The organism is Xanthomonas sp. WHRI 8393, from assembly GCF_040203315.1.
GTDB lineage: Bacteria > Pseudomonadota > Gammaproteobacteria > Xanthomonadales > Xanthomonadaceae > Xanthomonas > Xanthomonas arboricola.
The window spans coordinates 689,062-710,495 of the sequence record NZ_JBEGGL010000002.1 but is presented as its reverse complement, the minus strand read 5'-3'; the positions used below and the strand labels follow the sequence as shown (position 1 = coordinate 710,495).

The 21,434-nt window shown below is 67.3% G+C and carries 19 protein-coding genes; 11 read left to right on the top strand and 8 right to left on the bottom strand.

The window, feature by feature from the left end:
* Window positions 1–217 precede the first annotated feature (217 nt).
* Window positions 218–1,234, bottom strand: a complete 1,017-nt coding sequence (locus tag ABQ137_RS09140; protein ID WP_016903391.1) for a LysR family transcriptional regulator — start codon at window positions 1,232–1,234, stop codon at window positions 218–220.
* 466 nt (window positions 1,235–1,700) lie between these two features.
* The gene (serS, locus tag ABQ137_RS09135) at window positions 1,701–2,981 is read right to left on the bottom strand and encodes a serine--tRNA ligase (RefSeq protein ID WP_349782108.1); all 1,281 of its coding nucleotides are present in this window, start codon (window positions 2,979–2,981) and stop codon (window positions 1,701–1,703) included.
* Between the two features lie 111 nt (window positions 2,982–3,092).
* Between serS and ABQ137_RS09130 the strand changes: the two genes are divergently transcribed.
* Both ABQ137_RS09130 and ABQ137_RS09125 read left to right on the top strand, forming a co-directional pair.
* Window positions 3,093–3,755, top strand: a complete 663-nt coding sequence (locus ABQ137_RS09130) for an energy transducer TonB (protein WP_039520685.1) — start codon at window positions 3,093–3,095, stop codon at window positions 3,753–3,755.
* Between the two features lie 349 nt (window positions 3,756–4,104).
* Complete coding sequence (locus tag ABQ137_RS09125; RefSeq protein WP_065032393.1) at window positions 4,105–4,572, top strand: energy transducer TonB; 468 nt, start codon at window positions 4,105–4,107, stop codon at window positions 4,570–4,572.
* Between the two features lie 172 nt (window positions 4,573–4,744).
* Here the strand turns inward: ABQ137_RS09125 and aroA are convergent, their stop codons facing one another.
* The 3 genes from aroA to serC all read right to left on the bottom strand — a co-directional run bounded on the left by aroA (window position 4,745) and on the right by serC (window position 8,541).
* On the bottom strand, window positions 4,745–6,058 hold the full coding sequence (gene aroA, locus ABQ137_RS09120) for a 3-phosphoshikimate 1-carboxyvinyltransferase (protein WP_349782105.1): 1,314 nt from the start codon (window positions 6,056–6,058) through the stop codon (window positions 4,745–4,747).
* A gap of 127 nt (window positions 6,059–6,185) precedes the next feature.
* Window positions 6,186–7,388 (bottom strand): prephenate dehydratase, encoded by a 1,203-nt coding sequence (pheA, locus tag ABQ137_RS09115; protein WP_349782103.1) that lies wholly within the window; start codon window positions 7,386–7,388, stop codon window positions 6,186–6,188.
* A gap of 67 nt (window positions 7,389–7,455) precedes the next feature.
* Window positions 7,456–8,541: a phosphoserine transaminase gene (serC, locus tag ABQ137_RS09110; protein ID WP_102580939.1), complete on the bottom strand. Its 1,086-nt coding sequence runs from the start codon at window positions 8,539–8,541 to the stop codon at window positions 7,456–7,458.
* A gap of 178 nt (window positions 8,542–8,719) precedes the next feature.
* On the opposite strand from serC, the gene msrP reads away from it, so the two are divergent.
* Together msrP and msrQ are read left to right on the top strand one after the other, a co-directional pair.
* Window positions 8,720–9,688, top strand: a complete 969-nt coding sequence (msrP, locus tag ABQ137_RS09105) for a protein-methionine-sulfoxide reductase catalytic subunit MsrP (RefSeq protein ID WP_024940184.1) — start codon at window positions 8,720–8,722, stop codon at window positions 9,686–9,688.
* A 130-nt stretch (window positions 9,689–9,818) separates the two neighbouring features.
* On the top strand, window positions 9,819–10,475 hold the full coding sequence (gene msrQ / locus ABQ137_RS09100; protein ID WP_065032370.1) for a protein-methionine-sulfoxide reductase heme-binding subunit MsrQ: 657 nt from the start codon (window positions 9,819–9,821) through the stop codon (window positions 10,473–10,475).
* Here msrQ and ABQ137_RS09095 read toward each other — a convergent pair.
* Complete coding sequence (locus tag ABQ137_RS09095; protein WP_065032371.1) at window positions 10,417–11,226, bottom strand: FHA domain-containing protein; 810 nt, start codon at window positions 11,224–11,226, stop codon at window positions 10,417–10,419. The genes msrQ and ABQ137_RS09095 overlap by 59 nt on opposite strands.
* Window positions 11,227–11,399: 173 nt before the next feature.
* Between ABQ137_RS09095 and ABQ137_RS09090 the strand changes: the two genes are divergently transcribed.
* The 3 genes from ABQ137_RS09090 to ABQ137_RS09080 all read left to right on the top strand — a co-directional run bounded on the left by ABQ137_RS09090 (window position 11,400) and on the right by ABQ137_RS09080 (window position 13,643).
* Entirely contained in the window at window positions 11,400–11,675 is a 276-nt protein-coding gene (locus ABQ137_RS09090; RefSeq protein ID WP_054592843.1) for a polyhydroxyalkanoic acid system family protein, read from the top strand.
* A gap of 182 nt (window positions 11,676–11,857) precedes the next feature.
* The gene (locus ABQ137_RS09085) at window positions 11,858–12,406 is read left to right on the top strand and encodes a phasin family protein (RefSeq protein ID WP_046342310.1); all 549 of its coding nucleotides are present in this window, start codon (window positions 11,858–11,860) and stop codon (window positions 12,404–12,406) included.
* Between the two features lie 232 nt (window positions 12,407–12,638).
* On the top strand, window positions 12,639–13,643 hold the full coding sequence (locus ABQ137_RS09080) for a restriction endonuclease (protein ID WP_349782099.1): 1,005 nt from the start codon (window positions 12,639–12,641) through the stop codon (window positions 13,641–13,643).
* Between the two features lie 41 nt (window positions 13,644–13,684).
* Here the strand turns inward: ABQ137_RS09080 and hutC are convergent, their stop codons facing one another.
* Both hutC and ABQ137_RS09070 read right to left on the bottom strand, forming a co-directional pair.
* Window positions 13,685–14,458: a histidine utilization transcriptional repressor HutC gene (hutC, locus tag ABQ137_RS09075; RefSeq protein ID WP_228912388.1), complete on the bottom strand. Its 774-nt coding sequence runs from the start codon at window positions 14,456–14,458 to the stop codon at window positions 13,685–13,687.
* A 4-nt stretch (window positions 14,459–14,462) separates the two neighbouring features.
* Window positions 14,463–15,833 (bottom strand): formimidoylglutamate deiminase, encoded by a 1,371-nt coding sequence (locus tag ABQ137_RS09070; RefSeq protein WP_349782096.1) that lies wholly within the window; start codon window positions 15,831–15,833, stop codon window positions 14,463–14,465.
* Between the two features lie 60 nt (window positions 15,834–15,893).
* On the opposite strand from ABQ137_RS09070, the gene hutI reads away from it, so the two are divergent.
* The 4 genes from hutI to hutU all read left to right on the top strand — a co-directional run bounded on the left by hutI (window position 15,894) and on the right by hutU (window position 21,431).
* Window positions 15,894–17,099 carry an imidazolonepropionase gene (gene hutI, locus ABQ137_RS09065; RefSeq protein ID WP_104608076.1) on the top strand — a complete coding sequence of 402 codons (1,206 nt, stop codon included), beginning with the start codon at window positions 15,894–15,896 and terminating at the stop codon, window positions 17,097–17,099.
* A gap of 13 nt (window positions 17,100–17,112) precedes the next feature.
* The gene (hutH, locus tag ABQ137_RS09060; protein ID WP_349782093.1) at window positions 17,113–18,654 is read left to right on the top strand and encodes a histidine ammonia-lyase; all 1,542 of its coding nucleotides are present in this window, start codon (window positions 17,113–17,115) and stop codon (window positions 18,652–18,654) included.
* Between the two features lie 232 nt (window positions 18,655–18,886).
* Complete coding sequence (hutG, locus tag ABQ137_RS09055; protein ID WP_349782091.1) at window positions 18,887–19,747, top strand: N-formylglutamate deformylase; 861 nt, start codon at window positions 18,887–18,889, stop codon at window positions 19,745–19,747.
* Between the two features lie 16 nt (window positions 19,748–19,763).
* Window positions 19,764–21,431, top strand: coding sequence for a urocanate hydratase (gene hutU, locus ABQ137_RS09050; protein ID WP_349782089.1), 1,668 nt, complete (start codon window positions 19,764–19,766; stop codon window positions 21,429–21,431).
* Window positions 21,432–21,434 lie beyond the last annotated feature (3 nt).

Below are 21,434 nucleotides of genomic sequence, written 5' to 3'. Positions count from 1 at the left end.
GGGCGCGCATTCTCGCATGCCCGGACGCGCTTTGCTAAGCGCTGCGTCTTGCCGAGCTGCCAGGCTTTGCAAAGGGGTTCCGCTTGCCAGGTACGCAGCGTTCCCGACGACGCGGCCTTGCCAGGCGGCGCAGCGCTGATGTGCCGACGTCGACAACCAGGACCTCGACGACCAGGCGCAGCGCTTGGCCGGCTTCAGCCACGAACAGGCACGGCGCTCAGCCGGCTTCCGCCACGGCCAGGCGCGGTGCGGTCGCGGCCGCACGCTTGAGCTTTTCGGCCAGCTCGGCGCAGTTACCGCCGCAATCCAGGCGCGAACGTTCGATTTCCTGCGGCAGGTGCTCGGCCAGGAAGTCGATGAACACCCGCACCGCCGGCAGCAGGCCGCGGCGCGAGGCGAACACCGCGTGGCAGATGCCTTGCGGCAGCGACCAGTGCGGCAGCACCACTTCCAGCTCGCCGCTGCGCACTGCCTGGGCACACACGGTTTCCGGCAGCATGGTGATGCCGAAGCCATCGCGCGCCATCGACTGCAGCAGCGGGAAATCGAAGCCGGCCAGACGCGGCTGCAGGTCCACGCGGCGCATCTCGCCGTTGGGGCCGTGCAGTTCCCAGCGCTGGTGCGCTTCGTCTTCGCTGGTGCTCATGGTGGTGTGGTTGGCCAGCTCGCTCGGGTCCTTGGGACGCCCGGCGCGGTCCAGGTATTTGGGGCTGGCCACCAGCAACTCCTGCACCTGGCCAAAGCTGCGCATCACCAGGCTGCCGTCGTCGTCCAGGCGCGAACGCACACGCAGCGCGATGTCGTAGCCCTCGTTGATGACGTCGACGCGGCGATTGCTGATGTTGAGCTGCAGCCGCACCTTGGGGTACTTGGCCAGGAATTCCGGCAACAGCTTGGGCAGCTGGATCTGCGCCAGCGAGACCGGAACGCTCACACGTACAAGACCGCGCGGCTCGGCACTGAGACGATCCACCACCTCGCGCGCGGCCTGGGCTTCGGCCAGCATGGTCTGCGCGTGCCGATGCACGCTGGTGCCGACGTCGGTGACCGCAAAGCGGCGCGTGGAGCGCTGCAGCAGGCGCACGCCAAGATCCGTTTCGAGCTGGCTGATACGGCGGCTCAGGCGCGACTTGGGGATCCCGAGCGCACGCTCGGCCGCGGCGAAGCCGCCGTGGTCCACCACCATCGCGAAGTAGTACAGGTCATTCAGGTCGTGCATGGCGCAGGCATCCATGGATAGAACGATAAGTGATATTTAATCACCTTTATTCCAACAGAGCAACGACCTGATACATCAGAAATGTAGTTCCTTGCGGCCAGAACATCGAACTCTTATGCACGGAGCTCCATCTTTTTTACCAAGGCAACGCCCAGCACCCGGCACAGATGTCGGCAGGTAGCGCTCGCTAGATCCGCCGGGGTCTTCCAGGCGCCGCAACAGGCCGTGCACCATGAAAATGCAAACGGGGCCAGTGATGGCCCCGTTCTTGATCAATATGTTTAACAGCTACGCCACCGCAACTTGGGTAGCTGAGCGGCCGCGCCAGCAACGGCGCTCAACAAGGCTGACGAGCGAGCCGGAGCTGGCAGTCGCCAGTCGAGGCTGCCTGCCCGCCCGACATCGAGCAAGAAGATGCACGCCCATTCCAGGCATCGGCCGCGCCCGCCTGGATGCTGCGCAGCCGAAGCCTCCGCCGCTCTTATCCGATCCGCTCGAGCCCGCCCATGTATGGACGCAGCACCTCGGGCACATCGATCGAGCCGTCGGCGTTCTGGTAGTTCTCCATCACCGCGATCATCGCGCGTCCCACGGCAGTGCCGGAGCCGTTGAGCGTGTGCAGCAGCTCCGGTTTGCCGCTGGCCGGGTTACGCCAGCGCGCCTGCATGCGCCGCGCCTGGAAATCGCCGCAGTTCGAGCACGACGAAATCTCGCGATAGGTGTCCTGCGACGGCAGCCACACCTCCAGATCGTAGGTCTTGATCGCCGAGAAGCCCATGTCGCCGGTGCACAGCAGCACCTTGCGATACGGCAGGCCGAGTTTTTCCAGCACCACTTCGGCGCAGCGGGTCATGCGCTGATGCTCGGCATCGCTGTGTTCCGGTGCGCAGGCGGTGACCAGTTCGACTTTTTCGAACTGGTGCTGGCGGATCATGCCGCGCGTGTCGCGGCCACCGCTGCCGGCTTCGGCGCGGAAGCACATCGAATGCGCGGTCATGCGCAATGGCAGACGCTCGGCATCGACGATTTCGTCGCGCACGATATTGGTCAGCGGCACTTCCGAGGTGGGGATCAGATAGCGGCGCGACTCGCCCACTTCGGTCTGAAACAGGTCGTCCTCGAATTTGGGCAGTTGCCCGGTGCCGCGCATCGATTCGGCATTGACCAGCAGCGGCACGTTGGTTTCTTCGTAGCCATGCTCGCCGACATGCAGGTCGAGCATGAATTGCGCCAGCGCGCGGTGCAGCCGCGCGACCGGCCCGCGCAGCACGGTGAAACGCGCACCCGACAGCTTGGCGGCAGTCTCGCCGTCCAACCAGCCGTGCGGCGCACCGAGTTCCACATGGTCCTTGACCGGGAAGTCGAACTGGCGCGGCGTGCCCCAGCGCGACTGCTCGACATTCTCGCTCTCGTCCTTGCCCTGCGGCACGTCGTCGGCCGGCAGATTGGGCAGGCCCAGCGCGATGGTCTCCAGCTTGGCGCGAATCGCCTCCAACGCGTCTTCGGAGGCCTTGAGCTCATCGCCGAAACCGGCCACTTCGGCCATCAGCGCAGTGACATCCTCGCCCTTGGCCTTGGCCTGCCCGATCGCCTTGGACTTGGAGTTGCGCTGACTCTGCAGCTCCTGCGTGCGCACTTGGATGCGCTTGCGCTCGCTTTCCAGCGACTCCAGTTCCGCGGTGTCCAGGGAGAAACTGCGCGTGCTGCGCAGGCGCTCGGCAAGGTCGGCGGGATGTTGGCGAAGCAGGGCCGGATCTAGCATCGGGAGTCTGTGTGTCGGTAGGAAGCGCGAGATTATCGCCTGTTCCGCCACCTGCTGCGATCGATTCACCGCCGCTATGCCAGAATTGGCCCGATCCTTCAGGTGAGCCCTATGCCCGCGCCCCGCCCTGCGTCCGATCGTCAGATCGTCCTGCGTCTGCCCCGCCACACCCTGAAAATTGCCGGTATCGCCTTCGTTGCCGGCCTGCTGCTGTTCCTGCTGGTGTGGGCCACCGGCCGCAAGGACGACTTCTACAAGGCCTCGCCGGCGCAACCGGCTGCGGGTGCGCAGGCCGACGACAACATCCAGCCGCTGCCCGCGCCGCTGCCGGCCCAGGACGGCGCCAGCGACATGCCACAGGCCAAACCACCCGAAGAAACCCCGACACTGGTGGAAACTGCACCGCCAGCCCCGCCCGCGCCGACGCCCTTGCCGGAGGACGCGGTTCCCGGCGCGCCGGGCGCAGCACCGGCAAACACCGCGGCGGCTGCAGGCGGAGATCGCCCGGTGCCGATGCAGGGCCAGATGCCGCCGCCGCGCTATCCCTCGGCTGCCCTGCGTCGCGGCGATGCCGGCGATGTGGTGGTGCGGGTGGACGTGGACGCGGCGGGCAATCCGGGCGGGGTGACGCTGGTGCAACGCAGCGGCTCGCGCGATCTGGACCGCGCCGCGATGGAAGCGGTGCGTCACTGGCGCTTCCATCCGGCGCAGCGCAACGGCCAGCCGATTGCCGGCAGTCTGGATATCCCGTTCGAGTTCAAGCCGGCGCAGTAAGCCCCGCCGATACGCCGCGTCGTGCGCACCGCACACGACGGCGGCCAGACTGCCGCAATCGACGAACACCACTGCGCGTTAACCGGACAAGGCGGGGCGAACCAGCCCCCGACTCGGCTTGACCAAGCTGAATGTCTACCGCCGTTTAAACCTTCCCGAGCGCCCTGCCTTAGCTGGCCCTCAGGCAAGGCCGACCAGACTGGCCACGTCATCCCAAAGATGCGCCAGGAGGCCGGCCATGTCCTTCATCTCCAATCCTTCGTCACACCCTACCCAGGCACTACCGCCCCGCCCCGTGCATGCGCAAGACAGTGCGGGCGACGACACGGCCGACGGCGCCTCGCCATGGCTGTGGGCGACCCTGCTGGCGTTGCTGGTGGTGGTGCCGACCTGGTGGTGGGCCCGCCATAGCGATGAATCGTTTGCGACCGACACGCGCCCCGCGCCTGCGGCCAGTCGCCAGATCCTGCCGACCTCGGAGGGTCCGCGTGCGATGACCATGATCGCGCACCAACCCGCGCGCGCGGCGATCAGCACCCAAGAAGCGATTCCGCTGCCGGGCAATGCGGTGCCGAGCTACCCGTCGGACATCGCGCAGGCCGGGATCGCAGGCAGCCGCACCGCGCGACTGCAGCTGGACGTGCAAGGCCGGGTGAGCGATGTGAGCATCGTCGATCGCAGCGGCAGCAATGACCCGCGCCTGGATGCAGCGGTGATGGACAGCTTGCGTCAGTGGCGTTTCGAGCCAGCCACCCGCGATGGCCACGCCGTCGTCAGCAGCGTGCAGGTGCCGGTGGAGTTCACCGCCGAGCACTGAGCGGGATCATCAACCAAGTCGGATCGCAGTGGCGCCGTGCTGGCTGCAATGCGGTATCCAAGCGTTGACTGACAGGCGTTACGACGCCTTTGGTCGACCGCTCCTCATCCGAAGAGCAGCCCTCAACCAGCAAGACAACTGCCCGCCTTTCCTACTGAAGCCGTTTCACTACTCAGGCCGTTTCAAGCCCGAAACCAGCGCCCCGCGCCAGGCTGTCGAAGCCCGGGAACGAGGTTGCGACATTGGCCACGTCGTTGACCCGCACGCTGCCGGTGGACAGCTGCCCGGCAATGGCAAACGCCATCGCGATGCGGTGGTCGCCGTGGCTTTCGATCACGCCGCTGCCGATGCTGCCGCCATGAATGGTGGCGCCATCCGGGGTTTCGTCCACTCGCACGCCCAGCGCGCGCAGCCCCGTGGCCATGGCTGCAAGGCGGTCGGATTCCTTGACCCGCAGTTCGGCAGCGCCGGTGACCACCGTCTGCCCGGTTGCGGCAGCGGCGGCCACAAACAGCGCCGGGAATTCGTCGATCATGTCCGGTACCAGCGCTTCGGGAATCTGTGCGCTCCGCAACGGCGCATAGCGCACGCGCAGATCCGCCACCGGCTCGCCGCCATGTTCGGCATGACGTTCTTCGGCGATATTTGCGCCCATCAGCCGCAGTGCCGCCAGCAACCCGGTGCGACGTGGATTCAGGCCCACTGCACGCAGCAGCACCTCCGAACCGGGAATGATGCTGGCTGCCACGATGAAGAACGCCGCCGACGAGAAATCGGCAGGCACCGCGATATCGGTGGCGCGCAGACGCTGACCACCGCGCAACCGCGCCTTGCCGGGCGAGAAATCGATCTCAACGCCAAACGCGGACAACATGCGCTCGGTGTAATCGCGGGTGGGATGCGGCTCGCTGACCGACGTCTCTCCCTGCGCATACAGGCCTGCCAGCAACACCGCGGATTTGACCTGCGCACTGGCCACCGGCGAGACGAAGTCGATGCCATGCAAGGCCTGACCACCATGCACACGCAGCGGCGGGGTGCCATCGTCCTCGGTGTCGATGCGCGCGCCCATCTGTGCCAGCGGGCCGGTCACGCGCCGCATCGGACGCTTGGACAGCGACGCATCGCCGACCAACTCGCTATCGAAACGCTGCGCCGCCAGCAGGCCGGCGAGCAGACGCATGCCGGTGCCGGCATTGCCACAGTCCAGCGCCTGGCTGGGCGGCTGCAGGCCATCCACGCCGACGCCGTGCACGATGCGCTGCGACGCCGACGGCGTGTCGATGCGCACACCGAGCTGGGCGAAAATGGCCGCGGTAGAGCGCGTGTCTTCGCCTTCGAGAAAGCCGTCGATCTGCGAGACGCCATCGGCCAGCGCGGCGAACATCACCGCGCGGTGCGAGACCGACTTGTCGCCGGGAATGTTCAGGCTGCCCTGCAATGCGCTGCCCTGCCGGGCGATCCAGTGGTGCGTGCTGCTGCTCATGCGTGTGATCCGATTGCTGCGGCATCGCCCTGTGCGGCGATGCGCGTTGAAGAGTGTCGTGGCGCTGCCGTCACCTCGGCCGGTGACGGCGCGCCCTTTAGGACGGCGCTGGCGTGACGCCCGGCGCTCAGGGAATGGCGACCGGGTACGAGCCCAGCACCTTGATCTGCGCCGAGTGCGCTTCCAGTTCGGCCAGCGCCTGCTTCATCGCTTCGTCTTCCACGTGGCCGGCCAGGTCGATGAAGAAGCCGTATTCCCACTTGGCCTGGTGCGAGGGACGCGACTCGATGCGGTTCATGCTGATGCCATGCCGCGCGAACGGGCTGAGCACGTCGAACAACGCACCCGGCTTGTCGTGGATGAACACCAGCACCGAGGTGCGGTCATGCCCGGAGGTGGGGAAGATCTGCCGGCCGATCACCAGAAAACGCGTGGTGTTGTCATCGTCGTCTTCGATCGACTTCATGATGACTTTCTTCAAGCCATACACATGCGCGGCGCTCTCGCCGCCGATCGCCGCGGCGTCCTCGGCATTGCGGGCGCGGCGTGCGCCTTCGGCATTGCTGGAGACGGCGATCTTCTCGACCTTGGGCAGGTGCGAACGCAGCCAACCGGCGGTCTGCGCAAACGACTGCGAATGCGCGTAGATGCGCTCGATGTCTTCCAGCCGGCCGTTGCGCGAGAGCAGGTACTGGTGCACGCGCAACTCGACTTCGCCGCAGATTTTCAGGTTGGAGGTCAGGAACATGTCCAGGGTGACCTGGATGGTGCCCTGGCCGGAATTTTCCACCGGCACCACGCCGAAATCGGCATTGCCGGCTTCCACTTCCTGGAACACTTCCTCGATGGTTGCCATCGGCAGGCCGACTGCCGAACGGCCGAAGTGCTTGAGCACCGCCTGCTGGCTGAAGGTGCCTTCCGGGCCGAGATAGCCGATCTTCAACGGCTCCTGCTGGGCCAGGCACGCGGACATGATTTCGCGGTACACGTGCACCAGCACTTCATCGCTGAGCGGGCCTTCGTTGCGGTCCACCACCATGCGCAGTACCTGCGCCTCGCGCTCGGGCCGGTAGTAATCCACCGCTGCGGCGAGCTTGCCCTTGGCCTTGCCGACCTGATGGGCGAAGTTGGCGCGTTCGGCGATCAACGCCTGGATGGTGCGGTCGATCTCGTCGATCTTGGCGCGCACATCGGCCAGCACCGGCGCAGCCGTGGCCGGCTTGGTCGCGCGCTTGTCTGAGGCGTTGGCCGCGGACTTGGCGGCGGACTTGCCTGGCGGTTTGGTCTTGCCGCCGGTGGCGGCACTGGGCTTGCTGGACTTGGGAGCCATCGCTCGGCATTCCTTGAAATTGCGGCGCATGCGCCTGCGCGGCATGCGCCGCGGTCGAATGAAAGACTCAGCCGTGACGCTGCTGGAAGTCGTGCATGAAGCCCGCCAGCGCCTGCGCGCCCGCCACCGGCATCGCGTTGTACAAGGACGCGCGAATGCCGCCGACCGCCTTGTGCCCCTTCAGCGCCAACAGACCGGCTGCCTTGGATTCGCTGACGAACAACGCATCCAGCTGCTCGTCGGCCAGGAAGAACGGGATGTTCATGCGCGAACGCACCGCCGGCTTGACCAGGTTGCGGTAGAACCCGCCGGAACCATCGATCGCGCCATACACCAGCGCGGCCTTTTCGGCGTTGCGGCGGGCGAACTCGTCCACCCCGCCCTGCTCCAGCATCCACTTCACGGTGAGTCCGAGCAGATACCAGTTCCAGGTCGGCGGAGTATTGAGCATCGAATCGCGGGCGGCATGCGAGGCGTAGTTGAAGATGTCCGCACGCGGCTGGCCGGCGCGTTCGAGCAACTCGCGCCGCACGATCAGCACCGAGATGCCGACCGGGCCCAGATTCTTCTGCGCGCCGGCATAGATCAGCCCGTAGCGCGAGACATCCAGCGGCTCGGAGGCGATCGACGAACTGAAATCGGCAAACAGCGGCAAGGTACCCACTGCCGGGGTGTCGCGGAACTCGACGCCGTGGATGGTTTCGTTGGCGGTGATGTGCACGTAGGCCGAGTGCGGCGACAAGGTCCAGCTGGCCACCGGCGGAATGTCGGTGAAGCCGCCCGCCTGGCCGTCTGCGGCAATGCGCGCATCCACATAGGTGGACGCCTGCTTGATCGCGGTCTTGCCCCAGTGGCCGGTGATCACGTAGTCGGCAGCCTGGCCGGGTGCGGCGAAATTCAGCGGCAGCAGCGCCTGGATGGTGGTGGCGCCACCGGCAGTGAACAGCACCGCGTAATCGTTGGGAATCGACAACAGGGTGCGCAGATCGGCTTCGGCCGCGGCCGCCACGGCCATGAAATCGGCGCTGCGGTGGCTGATTTCCACGATCGAGGCGCCGACGCCGTTCCACTCGACCATCTCTTCCTGCGCCTGGCGCAGGACCGATTCCGGCAATGTCGCAGGGCCGGCACTGAAATTGAACGCGCGTGTCATGGCACACCTTGTCGAGCTAGCCTTCTAGTATGCCGCAGCGCACCGGCCTTGGCAGCGTTGCAGAAAAGTTGCATGTGCATCCTTCTCACCCACGGCGACGTATGGTTTGCGTAGGCCATCGGCAGCGTCATCACCATGGTCCGGTATTCTCATCAGCAGCCACTGTCAGGAGCGAGCCATGTCCCTTCGCGATGTCTTGAAGACGCCGTCCAGCGAGATCACCGATGAGGCCGTCTACCGCGACCGACGCCGGCTGCTGCAGCTGTTTGCGCTGACCCCGGCGCTGGGCGTGGCCGGCTGCGCCGAGGCCGATCCGCCGCCTCCGCCCAAGACCGTGGTGACCCCGGCGCAGGCGCGCAGCGGCTTCCGTACCGCCGAGGAACTGACCCGGCTGGAAGACGTCACCAGCTACAACAACTTCTACGAGTTCGGCACCGACAAGACCGACCCGTCCAAGGCCGCCAAGACCCTGAAGCTGTCGCCGTGGTCGGTGAAGGTCAGCGGCGAATGCGAAAAGCCCGGCAGTCTGTCGCTGGACGAGTTGCTCAAGGGCATCAGCGCGGAGGAACGCATCTACCGGCTGCGCTGCGTGGAAGGCTGGTCGATGGTGATCCCGTGGACGGGCGTGCCGCTGGGCGAGGTGCTCAAGCGCTTCGCGCCGACCTCCAAGGCCAAGTACGTGGCATTCACCACGCTGGCCGATCCGCAGCAGATGCCGGGCGTGCGCTACCGCTCGATCAACTGGCCGTACCGCGAGGGCCTGCGCATCGACGAAGCGATGCATCCACTGACCCTGCTGGCCACCGGCCTGTATGGCAAGCCGCTGCCGCAGCAGAACGGCGCGCCTCTGCGGCTGGTGGTGCCGTGGAAGTACGGCTTCAAAAGCATCAAGTCGATCGTGGAAATCCGCTTTGTCGAGAAGATGCCCGAAACCGCGTGGCACGATCTGCAGCCGTCCGAGTACGGCTTCTTTTCCAACGTCAATCCGGCGGTGGATCACCCACGCTGGAGCCAGAAGACCGAGCGCCGGATCGCCGGCACCGCGAGCAAGTTGTTCGCCGAGCGCATCGCGACCAAGCCGTTCAACGGCTACGCGGACCAGGTCGCCTCGCTATACGCCGGGATGGACCTGAAGAAGTGGTTCTAGGCAGTGATTTCCCCCGCGTAGGAGCGCACCCGGGCGCGACGGGCGTTACCAGGAATGCCAGTCGCGCCCGGGTGCGCTCCTACGATGCATGTTGATGCCCGCGCGGCATCGCTCCCTTCTTCGAGATCGCATGGCCAAGACCTCCGCATCCCTGATCGCCGCCAAGACCCTGGTGCATGTCGCCGCGCTGACCCCGATCGCCTTGCTCGGCTGGCAGTTCTGGCAGGTATGGCAAACCGGCAGCGATGCGCTGGGCGCCGATCCGGTGGCCGAAATCGAGCACCGCACCGGGCTGTGGGCGCTGCGCTTCCTGTTGATCACCCTGGCGATCACGCCGCTGCGCCAGCTCACCGGCCAGGCGACGCTGATCCGATTCCGGCGCATGCTCGGGCTGTACGCATTCTTCTACGCCAGCGTGCATCTGGCGGCCTACCTGAGCCTGGATCTGCGCGGCTTCTGGACGCAGATCTTCGAGGAGATCCTCAAGCGCCCCTACATCACGGTCGGCTTTGCGGCATGGCTGCTGCTGGTGCCGCTGGCGATCACCTCCACCCAGGGCTGGATGCGGCGGCTCAAGCGCAACTGGGGCCGCCTGCACATGCTGATCTACCCGATCGGCTTGCTGGCGGTACTGCATTTCTGGTGGCTGGTGAAATCCGACATCCGCGAACCGGCGCTGTATGCCGGCATTCTGGCGGTGCTGTTGGGCTGGCGGATCTGGAAGAAACTCAGCGCGCGCCGAACCACAGCAAGGCGCTCAACGCCGCCGCCAGCAACACCGCGCTGAGCAGCAGCCACGGCCAGCGCGCCACTTTGACAGGCGCACGTGCCGGTTCGCCGGGCGCGCGTGGTGGCGGCAACGGCTCCGACTCGGGAAGGTCCCAGGTGGTGCCGTGATGGGTGCGCGGCACCTCCACGACAAAGCGATGGCGGGCATCAAACACGACCTGGTCGCCGGCCTGCAGCCAGCCGTCGCGCACCTGCACGCCGTTGATCCAGCTGCCTTCTTCCGAACCCAGGTCGCGGATCAGCACGCGGTCGCCGTGGCGTTCCAGACGCGCGTGCTGCGCGGCGAAGGCTGGGTCGTCGATGACGATGTCCGCCGCCGGGTCGCTGCCGACCAGGCGTGAGCGGTCCAGGGTGAAGCTGCGCCCGTGATGGCGTCCGCCCAGCCCGCGTAACAACAGGCAGACCTCGCTCAGGCCGGCATCGTCGTCTGCAACGTCGTTGGCCGGCGCGCTCGACGGCGCACTGCGCAGCAGCATCTCCACGCCGTCGGCGTAGATCGCATCGCCGGGGCGCAACAGCGCCATGCGCCGCACCGGACGTCCGTTGACGTGGATGCCGCGGATCCCGTTGGCCACCTGCAGCCACAGCCCGCGCTGGTCCAGGCAGAACTGCGCCAACAGCAACGCTCCCTGCGCATCGGCAACCACCCGCACACTGCCGGAGGCATGGCGGACGATCCGGTGGACGCCGGGCTTCAGGGAATGATCCGGCTGCTGCCGGTGGGTGAAATGAACTTGCAGATCGCGCACCCGCCGCAGCCTAGCAGGTTTGCCCCGCGCCGCGGCCAACAATGTGACCGGCGTCCGGCCGACGCAGGTACGGCACCGAGGTGCGTCGCTGCTCGGCCACACGCGCGCCGCACTTGGAGCCTGGCCCGCGTATGCGCACAATGCACGCTTCTTTCGTCTTCCCCATGGAACCCATGTCCAGCATCGATATCCGCCACGACCATGCCTTGCCGCCGGCCCAGGCCCGCGCAGCGATCGACGCGGCGGCGCGCAAGTTGACCGATCGCTATGGCGTCGCCTCGCATTGGGAAGGCGATACCTTGCGCATCGCGCGGGCCGGCGTGGATGGGGCGATCACCCTGCTGCCGCAGCAGGTACATGTCACCGCCGAGCTCGGCTTCCTGTTGTCGGCGATGCAGCCGATGGTGGAATCGGAGATCCGGCGCCTGCTGGCCGAAAAACTCGTCTGAGCCGCAGCGTCGTTGGTCCGGGCCTGATCGCCCGGCCATGCCCTGACCGCACCGGTGCTTCAGCGACAAGTCACCCGCGCGGCCCATTGCAGGCGGATGCTCTGGACGTGCTTCACCTGCTCGATGCAGTGCCGGGACTAGGGTGAAGGCAACGTCACTTTGGCAACCCACAGGAGCATTCCATGACGACCGGATACGATCAGAACGGCAAGCGCGACGATGCCGCGCACGGCTTCCAGGCGCAGGCAGAACAGATTTCGCGCCGGCTCGGCGAATCGGCGCAGACGGTGTGGCTGGCCGGGCTCGGTGCGCTGGGACGGGTACAGAGCGAGGGTGGCAAGTTGTTCGATTCGCTGGTGCGCGAAGGCGCAGCCTACGAGCGCAGCGGCCAGCGCAAGGCGGCCGAAAGCGTCGATGAGCTGCGCGAAGAGGTGGAGACCCAGTTCGAGCAGGCACGCGACACTGCCGTGCGCGGCTGGGACAAGCTGGGCAAGGCCTTCGACGAACGCGTCAAGGGCGTGCTGCGCACGCTCAATATCCCCGAGCAGGACGAACTGGAAAACCTGCGCCGCGAGGTGGAATCGCTCAAGGCCCAGGTACGCGCCAATACCGCCGCGACCAAGCGCGCCAACCGCACCGCCAATCAGGCCGCGCAGGCCGCCAGCAGCGACACCACCGGCTCGACCAGCGGCAACTCCAGTCCTGGCAGCGCTGCGTTCGATGGTGAATAAGCCGGCCCGACAATGTTGCAAAGCAGCATGATTTTTTAGACAATCGGGAAGGACCCGCCAGTCCTGTAATACGAAGTCCGTTTGCTCCCCTCCCCTCACGGCTTCGGACTGGCGGGTCTTTCGCTATCTGGATCACGGTGCGTGGTATCGCCGCTCGCGATCCATTGACGAATCTGCGGCGAAAGATTCTTCTAGGCGTACCGCTTCGTCATACGTTCCATACCTTCGCTTGATGCTCATGCCTTCCTGGATTGTGGCGCTTGTGGCTTCCCTGCTGCTCTGGCTGGGAGTGTGTGCGTATGTGTGGCTGGTGCGCCGCCGTGCCAACGAAACCAGCGAGGGCGTGCGTGCGTTGGCGGCGATGCACTGGCGCGACTTTTCCGCCGTGGTGCAGCGCGTGCTGCAGGAGCAACGCGGCTGGCAACCCACCCAGGTGCCGCAGGACGGCCTGCCGACGGCCGACTTCATGATGCAGACCGAGCAAGGCACGCGCCTGGTGGCCTGCAAGCACGGGCGCGGCTACCGCATCGGCGTGGCAGCGGTGAACGAGCTGGGGGCGATGGCGCGGCTGGCCGGCGCGGGCGGCGGCGTGATGGTGACCGAGGGCCGCATGGAACGCGAAGGCCTGGCGGCCGCAGAGAAGCAGTCCATCGAAGTGCTGGATGGCGTGCGCCTGTGGCCCTTGCTCAAACCGTATCTGCCGGGCGATGTGGAAACCGGCGTGGTCGGCATGGCGCGCCGTCGCGCGATCCGTCACAGCCTTATTGCCGGTGCAGCGCTGGCGACCCTGGCGCTGGTCGCGGTGCTGGCCTTGCAACCGGTGCAGCCACCTGCGCCTGCGCAGCAGGCAGCGGTGGTGGCCGCCCCAGGCGCTGCCGCAGCGGTCGCTGCAACACCTGCACCGCAGGGCGCGAGCTCGCCGCAGGCCGCGCCGCCATCAGCGGCACCGCCTGCACTGACGCCACTGGCAGGCGATGCCGAACCGGATGCGGCAACCATGCAGGGCTATCAGCGCGAGGTGTCCAAGGCGCTGGCACAGACGCCCGGCCTGGTGCGCGGCATCTGGATCACCCAGGCAACGCTGGCGGTGGATCGCTCGGTTGACGATGCGGCGGCGTGGCCGTTGATCTGCCGCGAACTGCAGCGCTATCCCTACCTGCGCACCGTGCGCGTGCAACTCAATCCGCGCCCCGGCGTGGACGAAGCGGTACGCTGGCGGCAGTGCACGACGATCTGATTCACGCATCACCCCATGCGCCTGCGCGCGAGGTTTGAGGGTCAGCGCATTCCCGGCGCGAACCGCGCCACCAGGTCGTAGGATCCGCCCAGGAACAGCTGACGCACATAGGTGACCGGCTGGTCGCCGCGCCAGGTGTGGCGGTCGATGACCAGGCAGGCCGCGCCATCATCCACCTGCAGGCGTTCGGCTTGTGCGGCGTCCGCATTGACGGCGCTGATGCGGTGTTCGGCGCGCGTCCACGGCACGTTGCGCAACAACCAACTGCCCGGCGCCACGTCGGTGAACGCCTGCAGCAATGCCTCGGGCACGGTGGTGATGTCGATCACCCGCTGTTCCAGCGCGAACGGGCGGCCGTCTGCCAGGTGCACGCTTTCCAGCGCCAGCACCTTGCCGCTGCTGCCCAGGGCCCGCTCCTGCGGCACGCGCAGGCGCGGGCTGCGCAGTCGACGCGACAACAGCGCGAACCGGTAGAGGTGGCCGCGCGCGGTCATTTCCACTTCGATGTCGGGGATCGACAACGCGACCTGCTCCAGATGCGGATGCGGGCGCGCCACGAACGAGCCGGTGCGGCGCCGGCGTTCGATCATGCCGGCATCGGCAAGCAGGCCGAGTACCTTGTTCACGGTCATGCGCGAACAGCCGTATTGCGCCATCAGCTCGTGCTCGGGCGGCACCCGGTGACCGGGCGGCCAGTCGCCACTGTGGATGCGGCGTTCCAGATCCTGCCGGATGCGTTGATGCAGGGTGCCGGGCGCGGCGGTGGGGGTGGCGGTCAAAACAGGTCTCCGGTCAGACCCGCATTGTGCGCGCATCCACTCATTTGCTCAGCAGCGATCGCAGAACCCCGGCAAAACGCGCGGCAATCCGCGTGCGATCCACATGGCGCCCGTCGCGCACCACCGGTTGCCCGGCGCGCCAGACGGTGCGCACCGCACCGCCGCGCGCGGCGAACAGCCAACTGTCCAGCAGCGCATCGTCGTTGCGCGCCAGCAGCGCCGGATGGGTCGGGTCCAGTTCGAGCAGATCGGCCGATGCGCCGACCCGGATGCCGCTGCGCGCAATGCCCAGGGCCTGCGCCGCACCCTCGCCCGCCTGCTCGAACAACCAACGCCCGCTGGAGGCGCCCGCCTGCGCCAGCACATTGCGTGCCTGCAGCTGCAGACGCTGGCCGTATTCGAGCAGGCGCAGTTCTTCGGCCGCGTCGATCAACACATTCGAATCCGAGCCGACACCAAAGCGCCCGCCCGCAGCGGCAAATGCCTGCATCGGGAACAGGCCGTCGCCCAGATTCGCCTCGGTGATCGGGCACAGCCCGACCACCGCGCCGCTGCCGACGATACCCTGCAGCTCGCTCGCGTCCACATGCGTGGCATGCACCAGGCACCAGCGCGCATCCACCGGCGCGTTGGCCAGCAGCCACTGCAGCGGGCGCTGGCCGGACCAGGCCAGGCAGGCCTGGACCTCGCGCTGCTGCTCGGCGATATGGATATGGATCGGGCCATCGGTGAGCGGCACCAACGCCGCCAACTGCTCCGGCGTGACCGCGCGCAGGCTGTGTGGCGCCAGCCCGAGCACGGCATCCGGCAATGGTTTCAGGCTGCCCTTGCAGTCGTCCAGCAACCGCGCGAAGCCGTCGAGGTCGTGGATCAAACGACGCTGCGCTGCGCTGGGCGCGACGCCACCGAAATCCGCATGCGCATAGAACACCGGCAACAGCGTCAGCCCGATGCCGGTGTTGGCGGCGGCAGCGGCGATGCGCCCGGACATTTCGCCGGCCTGCGCATACGCCGCGCCGCCGGGGCTGTGGTGCAGGTAATGGAATTCGCCGACGCGGGTGAAGCCGCTTTCGAGCATCTCCACATAGGCCTGTTCGGCGATCGCCTGCAGGCTGTCCGGATCGAGCCGGTCGACGAAGCGGTACATCAACTCGCGCCAGCTCCAGAAACTGTCGCCGCTGCGCCCGCCCACTTCGGTCAGCCCGGCCATACCGCGCTGGAATGCGTGGCTATGCAGGTTGCCCAGCCCGGGCAGCAGCCACTCGACCCGGCTGTCGTCGGCAGCGGGTGCGGTGCCGGGCTGCACCGAGGCGATGCGCCCCTGGGCCAGCGTGATCCGCACATCGCCCGCCCAGCCATCGGGCAGGAGAGCCCGCGCCGCCCACAACGCCTGCACCTGTTGGTCTGCCACTGGACACCCTCGATTGCCGGTTCTATTGTATATACATATCAGACACCACGAGCCTGCGCCATGCATTGCGACGTCCTCTGGCACAACGCACAGCTGATGACCCTGGACGCAGCAGACGGTGGCCTGGGCATCGTGGACGATGGCGTTCTGGCCTGCCAGGACGGCCGCATCACCTATGCCGGCCCGGCCGCGCAGGCCCCCGCGCTGACACCGGACATTGCGCACGATTGCCGGCGCCGCTGGATCAGCCCCGGCCTGATCGATTGCCATACCCATCTGGTGTATGCAGGCAATCGCGCCAACGAATTCGAGCAACGCCTGCGCGGTGCCAGTTATGCCGAGATTGCCGCAGCCGGCGGTGGCATCGTGGCCACGGTGCGCGCCACTCGCGCTGCCGACGACGCAGCGCTGCTGGCCGCCAGCCTGCCGCGCCTGGACGCCATGCTCGCCGAAGGCGTGACCACGCTGGAAATCAAATCCGGCTACGGGCTGACGCTGGAGGACGAAACCAAGCAGCTGCGCGTGGCACGCCAGCTCGCGGCACTGCGCAAGGTCGAAGTGGTACCGACCTTCCTCGGTGCGCATGCGGTGCCGCCGGGCGGCGATGCGCAGAGCTATATCGACGCCGTCTGCACGCAGATGATTCCGGCGATCGCCGCGCAAGGGCTTGCCGAGGCGGTGGACGTGTTCTGCGAGCATCTGGCGTTCTCGCCCGCGCAGGCCGAACAGGTCTTCCGTGCCGCGCAGGCACATGGCCTGGACATCAAGATCCATGCCGAGCAACTGAGCAATCAGCATGGCGCGCAACTGGCCGCACGCCATGGCGCGTTGTCGGCCGATCACATCGAATACCTGGATGACGCCGGCATTGCCGCGATGGCCGGCGCCGGCACCGTCGCGGTGCTGTTGCCGGGCGCGTTCTATTTCACCCGCGACACCCAGCTGCCGCCGATCGCGGCGTTGCGCGCCGCCGGCGTGCCGCTGGCCCTGGCCACCGACTGCAACCCGGGCACCTCGCCGCTGACCAGCCCACTGCTGGCGATGAACATGGCCGCCACGCTGTTCCGCATGACCGTGGACGAGTGCATCGCCGGGTTCACCCGCGAAGCCGCACGCGCGCTCGGGCGCGGCGAGCGACTGGGCCGGCTGCGCGCCGGCCTGCACTGCGACCTGGCGATCTGGGACATCGATGCGCCAGCCGACTTGGTCTACCGCATGGGCTTCAACCCTCTTCATGCCCGCGTCTGGCGCGGGCATTCCTGCTGAATCCGGAGTCGTCATGAGTGCTTCTATTGTCTTGCAGCCCGGCCAGGTCACGCTGGCGCAGTGGCGTGCGCTGTATCGCGGCGCCGACATCGTGCTGGACGACGCCTGCGCGGCCGCGGTGCTGCGCAGCGCGCAGACGGTGGAGGCCATCGTGGCGCGCGGCGAGCCGGTGTATGGGGTCAATACCGGCTTCGGCAAGCTGGCCAGCGTGCGCATCGAACGCGAGGACCTGCAGACCCTGCAGCGCAATATCGTGCTCTCGCACGCCGCCGGCGTCGGCGAGCCCACGCCGGTGCCGGTGGTGCGGCTGATGATGGCGCTCAAGCTCACCAGCCTGGCCCAGGGTGCTTCCGGGGTACAGCCGCAGACGCTGGCATTGCTGGACGCGATGCTGCGCCTGGGCATCACGCCGGTGGTGCCGTGCCAGGGCTCGGTCGGTGCCTCCGGCGATCTGGCACCGCTGTCGCACCTGGCCGCGGTGATGATCGGCGTCGGCGAAGCCTTCGTCGGCGGGCAACGCCTGCCTGCCGCCGACGCGCTGGCGCAGGCGCAGCTGCAGCCGCGCGTGCTGGGCGCCAAGGAAGGCCTGGCGCTGCTCAACGGCACCCAGTTCTCCACCGCCTGCGCCTTGGCCGGCCTGTTCGAGATCGAAACCGTGTTGCAGGCCGCGCTGGTCACCGGCGCGCTGTCGGTGGAAGCGGCCAAGGGCTCGGACACGCCATTCGATGCGCGCATCCATGCCTTGCGCGGCCAACCGGGGCAGATCGCCATCGCTGCCGCGCTGCGCGCGCTGATGGCCGATTCGAGCATCCGCGAATCGCACCGGCTCGGCGATGTGCGCGTGCAGGATCCGTACTGCCTGCGCTGCCAGCCGCAGGTGATGGGCGCGGCGCTGGACATCATGCGTCAGGCCGCACGCACGCTGGAGATCGAGGCCAATGGCGTCTCGGATAACCCGCTGGTGTTCAGCGATACCGGCGAGGCGTTGTCCGGCGGCAACTTCCACGCCGAGCCGGTGGCCTTCGCAGCCGACATGCTGGCGATGGCGGTCTGCGAAATCGGCTCGATCAGCGAACGCCGCACCGCGATGCTGGTCGACCCGGCCTTGTCGGGCCTGCCGGCGTTCCTCACCCCGCGCCCGGGCCTGAATTCCGGCTTCATGATTCCGCAGGTCACCGCTGCGGCCCTGGTGTCGGAGAACAAGCAACGCGCGTATCCGGCCAGTGTCGATTCGATTCCGACCTCGGCCAATCAGGAAGATCATGTGTCGATGGCCGCGCATGGCGCGCGGCGTCTGCTGGCGATGGCCGAGAACGCCGCGCACGTGATCGGCATCGAATTGCTGGCGGCCGTGCAAGGCTGCGACTTCCATGCCCCGCTGCGCTCCAGCGCCGCGCTGGAAGCGGCACGTGCCCTGCTGCGCGCGCAGGTACCGACCCTGCAGGACGACCGCTATTTCCACCCCGACATGCTAGCGGCCAGTGCGTTGGTGCGTTCAGGCGCGCTCGCGCAGGCGGTTGCCATCGCCTTGCCAGGCGTGGAGCAGCACGCATGACGCGCCACCTCGCAGCCGCTGGAATGATCTCGACAACGTGGTGTCCGCACGCGCAAGGTTTTGCGTCACTGCCGAGCGCGCATCTGCGCGACGACCATGCACTGCGGCCGATACGCGCGCGCGGACTGCTTGCGCGTCAGGCCATGCTGCGCGCTTGCGCGCCGTGTGCCGACCGGATGCAGGCACGACATCGTCGCGTCATGACGATCGCACCAGCACAAGGCGCACCGCGATGAGCGCCCTGCCCTGGCTCGAGATCCACCGCGGCGATGCGCCGTTGATCCTCAGCTTTCCGCATACCGGCACCGAGCTGCCCGAGCAGATGGTCGACCAGTTCGTCTCGCCCTGGCTGGCACGCCGCGATGCCGATTGGTGGGTGCATCAGCTGTACGACTTCGCGCAATCGCTCGGCGCCACCACCGTGCGCACCGCGATCTCGCGCTCGGTGATCGACGTCAACCGCGATCCCAGCGGAGCGTCCCTGTACCCGGGCCAGAACACCACCGGCCTGTGCCCGCTGACCACCTTCGACAACCAGCCGCTGTATGCCGACGGCGCCGAACCCGACCAAGCGCAGATCGCCTGGCGCCGCACGCAGTGGTTCGACCCCTATCACGCTGCGCTCGCTGCCGAGATCGCGCGCCTGCGCACGCAGCACGCCAGCATCGTGGTCTACGACGCGCATTCGATCCGCTCGCATATTCCGCATCTGTTCGATGGCGAGCTGCCGCAGTTCAACATCGGCAGCAACGACGACCGCAGTTGCGATCCGGCCCTGGCCGATGCCGTGGAGCAGCTGTGCCGCAGCAGCGGCTCGAGCACCGTGCGCAACGGGCGCTTCAAGGGCGGCTGGATCACACGCCACTATGCGCAGCCCGGGCATGGCGTGCATACGCTGCAGATGGAGCTGGCGTGCCGCGGCTATATGCGCGAGCCGGACACCATCACCCCGCAGAACTGGCCCACGCCCTGGCTCCCCGCGCATGCGGTCGCACTACGCGCGGTGCTGCGTCACGTGCTGCTGGCCTGCCTGCAGTTTGCCGATACCACCGCTCACTCCTCCGCCACCACGCCGCCTGCGGCGCACCGTTGATTGCAAGGAAACCGGCATGACCCGTCACGATGCAACCCGCGTCATCCGCGCCGCCACCGGCACCACGCTCACCGCAAAAAGCTGGCTCACCGAAGCGCCGCTGCGCATGCTGATGAACAACCTGGACCCGGACGTGGCCGAGCGCCCGCAGGAACTGGTGGTCTATGGCGGGATCGGCCGCGCCGCGCGCGACTGGGAGTCCTTCGATGCGATCGTCGCCGCGCTGACCCGCCTGGACGACGACCAGACCCTGCTGGTGCAGTCCGGCAAGCCGGTCGGGGTGTTCCGCACGCATGCCGATGCGCCGCGCGTGCTGATCGCCAACTCCAACCTGGTGCCGCGCTGGGCCAGCTGGGAGCATTTCAACGAACTCGATCGCAAGGGTCTGGCGATGTACGGCCAGATGACCGCCGGCAGCTGGATCTACATCGGCGCGCAGGGCATCGTGCAAGGCACCTACGAAACCTTCGTGGAGATGGGCCGCCAGCATTACGGCGGCAGCCTGGCCGGCAAGTGGCTGTTCACCGGTGGCCTGGGCGGCATGGGCGGCGCGCAACCGCTGGCCGCGGTGATGGCCGGCGCCTCGTGCCTGGCGGTGGAATGCCGCCGTTCCAGCATCGACATGCGCCTGCGCACCGGCTACCTGGACACCTGGACCGACGACCTGGACGAAGCGCTGCGCCTGATCGAGGAGTCGTGCACGGCGAAGAAGCCGCTGTCGGTCGGCCTGCTCGGCAATGTCGCAGACGTGCTGGACGAACTGCTGCTACGTGGAGTCAAGCCGGACCTGCTGACCGACCAGACCTCCGCGCACGACCCGATCAACGGCTACCTGCCGCAGGGCTGGACGGTGGAGGAATGGGACGCGAAACGCGTGAGCGCACCGAAAGAAGTGGAAGCGGCCGCGCGCGACTCGATGGCCAACCACATCCGCGCCATGCTCACCTTCCACGCACTCGGCGTGCCCACCGTGGATTACGGCAACAACCTGCGCCAGATGGCGCTGGAAGCAGGCGTCGAGAACGCGTTCGACTTCCCCGGCTTCGTGCCCGCCTATATCCGGCCGCTGTTCTGCCGTGGCATCGGCCCGTTCCGCTGGGTCGCGCTCAGTGGCGATCCGGACGACATCGCCAAGACCGATGCCAAGGTCAAGGAGCTCATTCCCGACGATGCGCACCTACACCGCTGGCTGGACATGGCTGCCGAAAAGATCGCCTTCCAGGGCCTGCCTGCGCGGATCTGCTGGGTCGGTCTGGGCGACCGCCATCGGCTCGGCCTGGCCTTCAATGCGATGGTGCGCAGCGGTGAATTGAAGGCGCCGGTGGTGATCGGCCGCGATCATCTGGATTCGGGCAGCGTCGCCTCGCCCAACCGCGAGACTGAGGCCATGGCCGACGGCTCGGATGCGGTCTCCGACTGGCCGCTGCTCAACGCCTTGCTCAACACCGCGTCCGGTGCGACCTGGGTGTCGCTGCATCATGGCGGCGGCGTCGGCATGGGCTTCTCGCAACACGCCGGCATGGTCATCGTCTGCGACGGCAGCGAGGCAGCCGACAGACGCCTGGAGCGCGTGCTCTGGAACGACCCGGCCACCGGCGTGATGCGCCACGCCGATGCCGGCTACGCCATCGCCACCGACTGCGCGAAGCAAAAAGGCCTGGATTTGCCGGGCATTCTCGGCTGAGGA